This is a genomic window from Streptomyces sp. SID14436 (genome assembly GCF_010548465.1).
Taxonomy (GTDB): Bacteria; Actinomycetota; Actinomycetes; order Streptomycetales; family Streptomycetaceae; genus Streptomyces.
On record NZ_JAAGMD010000053.1, the window covers coordinates 1 to 6409 of the forward strand.

General features: G+C 74.3%; 4 protein-coding genes. All 4 read left to right on the forward strand.

Features of this window, described 5'->3' with window-relative positions:
• The first annotated feature begins 269 nt into the window (after positions 1-269).
• The 4 genes from G3I53_RS01965 to G3I53_RS01980 all read left to right on the forward strand — a co-directional run bounded on the left by G3I53_RS01965 (position 270) and on the right by G3I53_RS01980 (position 6385).
• Positions 270-1985: a VanW family protein gene (locus tag G3I53_RS01965; protein WP_164334357.1), complete on the forward strand. Its 1716-nt coding sequence runs from the start codon at positions 270-272 to the stop codon at positions 1983-1985.
• A 269-nt stretch (positions 1986-2254) separates the two neighbouring features.
• Complete coding sequence (locus G3I53_RS01970) at positions 2255-3736, forward strand: FAD-dependent monooxygenase (protein WP_164334358.1); 1482 nt, start codon at positions 2255-2257, stop codon at positions 3734-3736.
• Between the two features lie 99 nt (positions 3737-3835).
• Positions 3836-5428, forward strand: a complete 1593-nt coding sequence (locus tag G3I53_RS01975; protein ID WP_164437964.1) for a carboxylesterase family protein — start codon at positions 3836-3838, stop codon at positions 5426-5428.
• Positions 5429-5461: 33 nt separating this feature from the next.
• The gene (locus tag G3I53_RS01980) at positions 5462-6385 is read left to right on the forward strand and encodes a hypothetical protein (protein WP_164333759.1); all 924 of its coding nucleotides are present in this window, start codon (positions 5462-5464) and stop codon (positions 6383-6385) included.
• Positions 6386-6409: the final 24 nt, after the last annotated feature.

The following is a 6409-nucleotide window of genomic DNA, read 5'->3' on the forward strand; positions in this document are numbered from 1 at the left end:
GACGCCGGCCCGCCGGGCACGAGAGCGCTCCCGCCGCCGGCCGCCGCGAGCGGCTGTGAATGTCCTCACAGCCGACTGTGACCACCCTCACATCGCGGACCTCCCGGCCCTGGGTAGAGCGGCGAGCGCGCCGCGGGCCCGCTCCGGGAGGGTCCGGGGTGACCTGGGGCATACCCGGCCGATGCCTCGTTGCGCCTACCTTGGTGTGATTGCCCCGTACGTGGCGTCGCGCCAGGGGTGCACCACTGTGTCGATCGTCCAGGAGACCCATGCGCCCCCGCATACCCTCCGTCCGCCGCCCCGCGGCCGTTCCCGCGCTCGCCGTGACCGGCGGGGCGCTCGCCCTCGGATTCGGCGGGCTGTATCTCACGGGGCTCCTCCTCACGGGCGGGCAGATCGAGTCCGGGACGACGGTGCGCGGGGTGGACATCGGAGGGCTGAGCGCCGAGGAGGCCACCCGGAAGCTGGACCGGCACCTCACGCCCGTCGCCTCGCGCGAGCTCCCCGTGTCGGTCGGCGACCGCACAGGGACGGTCGTCCCCCGGGAGGCCGGGCTGACCTTCGACATCCCCGGCACCGTGGACCGCGCCGCGCACACCGGCTCCGACCCGGTCAGCGTCATCGGGGCCCTGTTCCGCTCCGGCGGTGAGATCGAGCCCGCCGTGACCACCGACGAGGACGCCTCGCGCGCGGCCCTGCGCTCGCTCGCCGAGGAGCTGGACCGGAAGGTGCGCGACGGGGGCGTGACGTTCGCCGACGGCGAGGTCAACGCGATCGCGCCGCGCGCCGGCCACGCCCTGGACGTCGACGCCGCGGTGGACACCCTGCGCGACTCCTTCCAGGCGGGCACCGACAAGGTGACCGCCCTGCCCGCGCGTGAGACCCGGCCGAAGGTCACGGCGGCGGAGGTGGAACGCGCGGTGCGCGAGTTCGCCCGGCCGGCCATGTCGGCGCCCGTCACCCTCACCGCCGGCGACCAGCGGTTCCCGATCCCCCCGAAGGTGCTGGGCGAGCATCTGAGCATGCGGCCCGACGACAGCGGCAGGCTCGCGCCCCGGCTGGACGAGAAGGGCCTGCGGGCCGCGCCCGCCGTGGCACGCCCGCTGGCGGAGCTGACCACCACGCCCCGCAACGCCACGCTGCGGGTCGACGGGGACCGGGTCGTCGTGGCCGACCGCGGCCGGACCGGTGTGCGGGTCGAGGACAAGGCCCTCGGCAAGGCCGTGCTGCCCCTGCTCACCGAGTCGGGTGCCGGCCGCACCGGCGAACTCGCCACGCGGCGCACCGAACCGGAACTGACCCCCGAGAAGGTGGCCCGGCTGGGCCTGAAGGAGAAGGTGTCCTCGTACACCGTCACCTTCGAGCCGGCCGCCTACCGCACCCAGAACATCGGCCGTGCCGCGGAGCTCATCGACGGCTCCCTCGTGATGCCCGGCGAGACCTGGAGCTTCAACCGGACCGTCGGTGAACGCACCGAGGCCAACGGGTTCGGCGACGGCGTCATCATCCTCGACGACAAGTACACCAAGGCGCCGGGCGGCGGCGTCTCCTCCGTGGCCACGACCATGTTCAACGCGATGTTCTTCGCCGGCGTGCGGCCCGTCGAGTACGGCGCCCACTCCTTCTACATCGAGCGCTACCCCGAGGGCCGGGAGGCCACCGTGGCCTGGGGCAGCCTCGACCTGAAGTTCGCGAACGACTCCGGCAACGCCCTGTACATCCAGGCGCGGGCGACCGACACGTCCGTGACCATCACCTTCTTCGGCACCAAGAAGTACGACGAGATCAAGTCGGTGACCGGTCCCCGCCGCAACGTGGTGGAGCCGAAGCGGAAGGTGAGCACCGACAAGGAGTGCGTGCCGCAGACCCCGCTGGAGGGCTTCGACGTCACGGTGGAGCGGGTCTTCCTCAACGACGGCCGGGAAGTGAAGCGGCAGCCCTTCCACACCCACTACACCCCGCGCGACGAGATCGTCTGCGAGTAGGCCGCCGCCGCTGCCGCGACGGAACGGCACGGCGAGGGCCGCGAATGCCCCGGGCGGTCCGCCGGGGCCGGAAAACACGAAAGGCAAGGAGTCGCCCGCTCCTTGCCACTCTCAACGTATAGCGCACCGGGGGGCTTGCGGCAAGGCCCCCGGTGTCGCGCAGAATGGCCGACCTACGCCCGGAACAGCGGGAAATACCGCTTCGCGACCTACGCGGCTTCTGTGGGCGTAACAGCCATTTCTCGAACTCGGCGGACGGGTGTTGTGCGATGAGGGACGTGATCGTGGTCGGCGGCGGCCCCACCGGCCTGATGCTGGCCTGCGAACTGCGGCTGCACGGCGTGGACACGGTGGTCCTGGAGAGGCTGCCCGGACCCTCCGGTCAGTCCCGGGGGCGGGGGCTGCACACGCGCAGTGTCGAGCTGATGGACCAGCGGGGCCTGCTGGACCGGTTCCTCGCCGTCAGTGAGAAGTTCCAGGTCGGCGGCCTCTTCGGCGGCATCACCGCCCCCTGGCCGGACGGACTGGACACGGCGCACCCCTACGGCCTGGCCACCGCCCAGCCGGACACCGAGCGGCTGCTCCACGAACGCGCCGTCGAACTCGGCGCCGACATCCGCCGCGGCTGCGACGTCGTCGGGCTGACCCCGCTCGGGGGCGGCGAGGACGACGGGGACGGGGAAGCCGTGGACGCCGTGCTGGCGGACGGCACCCGGCTGCGGGCCCGCTACGTCGTCGGGTGCGACGGCGGGCGCAGCACGGTGCGCAAGCTGCTCGGCATCGGGTTCCCCGGCGAGCCCGCCACGGTCGAGACCCTGCTGGGCGACATGGCGGCGACCGCGGACCCGGCGGAGATCGCCGAGGTCGTGGCCCGGGTCCGCACGACCCAGCTGCGCTTCGGCGTCGTCCCCGACGTGGACGGACAGCGCGGCGTGCACCGCTTCGTCGTCCCGGCCGAGGGCGTGTCCGAGGACCGGACCACGGGACCGACCCTGGAGGAGTTCAAGGAGCGGCTGCGGGCCGTCGCCGGCACCGACTTCGGGGTCCACTCGCCGCGCTGGCTGTCCCGTTTCGGTGACGCCACGCGGCAGGCCGAACGCTACCGGGCCGGACGGGTGCTGCTGGCCGGTGACGCCGCGCACATCCATCCGCCGACCGGCGGACAGGGCCTCAACCTCGGGGTGCAGGACGCGTTCAACCTGGGCTGGAAGCTGGCCGCGACCGTCAACGGCTGGGCTCCCGAAGGGCTGTTGGACACGTACCACGACGAGCGGCACCCGGTGGGGGCCGCCGTCCTCGCCAACACCCGTGCGCAGATCGCGCTGATGAGGACCGACCCGGGCACGGTCGCACTGCGCGAGCTGTTCACGAAGCTGATGGGGCTCGACGAGGTGAACCGGTACATCACCGGGATGATCACCGCGGTGGACGTCCGCTACGACGTCGGCGACGGAGACGGAGACGGGCAGGACCACGAACTGCTGGGCCGTCGTCTGCGGGACGTGGCCCTGAAGCGGGGCCGCCTGTACGAGCTGATGCACGGCGGGCGAGGGCTGCTGCTCGACACGACGGGCGGCCTGACGGTGTCGGGGTGGGCGGACCGGGTCGACCACGTGGTCGACGCCGGCGACGGACTCGACGTGCCCGCGCTGCTGTTGCGGCCGGACGGTCATGTCGTCTGGGTGGGTGAGCGGCAGGACGCGCTGGAGGAGTGTCTACGGAGGTGGTTCGGCGTTCCCACGGCGCGGTGAGCGGTCCGGGCGAGCGGGGCCGGGCCGCGCCACCGGGCGGGCGCCGGGCGGCGGTTGATGGTTCGAGGACGGGCCGGACGGCGTGCGAGGCTGCCCCCCATGGACGACAGCGCGAGGACCAGCACGGAGTTCCGGACGACGAGTGGCCGGGTGGCCGGGCGGAGGTCGCCCGACGGCGTGATCGCCGTGCTGGGAGTGCCGTACGCGGCCCCGCCCTTCGGCCCGCACCGCTTCCGTGAGCCGCGGCCGGTCCCCGGCTGGGGGGACCGACGCCCCCGGGACTGCACGGAGTTCGGGCCGGTCGCCCCGCAGTCGGCCGAACTGCCCGGCGCGCCGGTGTGGCGCCCCGGCGACGAGGACGTCCTCAGCGTCAACGTGTGGGTGCGTCCCCGGCCGGACGGCGGTCCGCTGCCCGTGCTGTTCTGGATCCACGGCGGTGCCTACACCTTCGGTTCCTCCGCGGAGCCCGGCTTCGACGGTGCGGCGCTCGCCCGGGCCGGGGTGGTCGTGGTGAGCTGCAACTACCGGGTCGGTTTCGAGGGGTTCGGGCATGTGCCGGGCTTCCCCGACAACCGGGGTCTGCTGGACCAGGTGGCCGCACTGCGCTGGGTCCGGGACAACATCGCCGAGTTCGGCGGGGACCCCGAACGCGTCACCGTGGCCGGGCACTCCGCCGGAGGGGGCTCCGTCGCCTGTCTGCTGGGCATGGACCGGGCGCGCGGGCTGATGCGGCGGGCGATCGCCCACAGCGTGCCGGCCGCCTTCTTCTCCGCCGGGGCCGCCGCCGCGGTCTCGTCGAGGATCGCGCGGGCCGCCGGGGTCGCGCCGACGGCGGACGGCCTGCGGTCCGCCTCGCCCGGGCGTCTGGTGGCCGCCGCCGACGCGGTGTCCGGGCAGTGCGCGGACGATCCGGTCCTGCCGAGCCAGGCGGTCGACCCCGTGCTGTTCCAGCCGGTGGTCGACGGTGAGGTGCTGCCCGCCGATCCGCTCACCGCCGTGACGGCCGGTGCCGCCCGCGACGTGGACCTGCTGGTCTGCCACACGCTGGAGGAGTACTGGTTCCTGCACGCGACGGGCAGCGTGCGCCGCACCGACACGGAGCGGGCGACGGCGGACGCCGCCGAGGCGCTCCGCCTTCCCGTACAACTGGTCGAGAAGTACCGGGCGTTGATACCCGACGCGCCGGTGTTCGACCGGCATCTCGCGTTCCTGGGCGACGCATGCTTCGGCGAGTACAGCAGCCGGCTGGCGGAACGGCACGCGCGGGCCGGCGGGCGGGCGCACCTGTCCCGTTTCGCCCGCCGCCGCCCGGGACCGGACGGCACGGTCCGGCCCTGGCACACCGCCGACGTCCCCTTCGCCTTCGGCAACCTGGACGCGACGGGCGCCCCGTTCCTCATCGGCGGCGCCCCGGACGAACAGGACCGGGCCCTGTCCCGCCGGATGGTGCGGGCCTGGGCGGACTTCGCCGCGTCGGGTGACCCGGGCTGGCCCGCGATCGGCTCCGACGCGACCCCGGTGCGGATGTGGGCCGTGCCGGACGATCACCTGGCCGACGACACCGGGTCCGCGTTGCGTGCCGTGTGGCGGGGCGTCGAGGTGGGCGCGCCCGTGCCCGCTCCCTTCCCGGCCCGGGAGTCCCCCGCGCGCCGTCCGCAGGACGGGGCGGGGCGCCGGGACGGCGGCGCTTGACCCTGTCGCGACGGCAACGTTTCTACTGGCGTCATGCGAACCTCCGAGCTCGCCGGCCCGGCCGGCGCCACGAACCTCAAGGCCCTGCGCACGGCGGTGCGTTGGTCCCTCGTCGCGCTCCTCCCCGCCGAACTGGTCCTTCTCCTGTGCGTGGTGGGAGGGGTCCGGATCGCCCCGGGGGTGCAGTGGGCGGTGCGGCTGGCGGTGCTCGTCCCGCTGCTCCTATCCACCGTCCTGGCCGGTCTCGACCACCGCCGGCACCGGCGCGGAGGTCTCGGCCGGCGTGCCGCCCTGCGCGCCGCGCTCGCCGACAGCGTGCCCGCGGCGGTGCGCCGGCTCACCGCCCACGAGATCTTCCTGTCGACCAGCTTCCTGCGGTGGGTGGCCCGCCGGGGACCGCACGGTGTGCGCCGGGGCGACACGGCCGTCCCGTACGCCTCCGGGCAGTCGGCGGTCATGGCCGGGTTCCTGTTCGTCTGTGTCGTCGAGACGGTGATGCTGGCGTTGGTGATCCCGTGGCCGGTGGTCCACGCGGTGACGCTCGTCGTGGACGTCTGGGGCTGCTACTTCGTCGTCGCCCTGCACGCGTCCTGCGTGGTGCGCCCGCACGTGATCGGCGCGGACGGCTCGCTGCGGCTGCGGTACGGGGCCCTGCTGGACATCCGCGTCCCGGCCGGCCGCATCGCCTCGGTCCGCGCGGTCCGGGCCTTCCCCGAGGGGAGGATGGCCGCCGTCGGGGACGACGGGACGGCCGACCTGGCCGTGGCGGGACAGACCACGGTCACCGTCGAACTCACCGAACCGGTGCGCTTCGTGCGGGTCCTGGGCCGGCCCGCCGAGGCCCGCGCCTTCCGCTTCTACGCCGACGACGCCGCCTCCGCCGTGGCCGCGCTCAGGGCCCGCGCGCCACGCCCCGACGCCGGCCGCTCCGCCGGGGTGGCGGGGGCACCGGAGTGAGCGGGCAGGTCCAGGTCGCAGCCC

Bases quoted from the DNA above. Each gene is read 5' to 3' on its own strand.
- G3I53_RS01965 (WP_164334357.1), top strand. From the start codon at position 270: ATGCGCCCCCGCATACCCTCCGTCCGCCGCCCCGCGGCCGTTCCCGCG.
- G3I53_RS01970 (WP_164334358.1), top strand. From the start codon at position 2,255: ATGAGGGACGTGATCGTGGTCGGCGGCGGCCCCACCGGCCTGATGCTG.
- G3I53_RS01975 (WP_164437964.1), top strand. From the start codon at position 3,836: ATGGACGACAGCGCGAGGACCAGCACGGAGTTCCGGACGACGAGTGGC.
- G3I53_RS01980 (WP_164333759.1), top strand. From the start codon at position 5,462: ATGCGAACCTCCGAGCTCGCCGGCCCGGCCGGCGCCACGAACCTCAAG.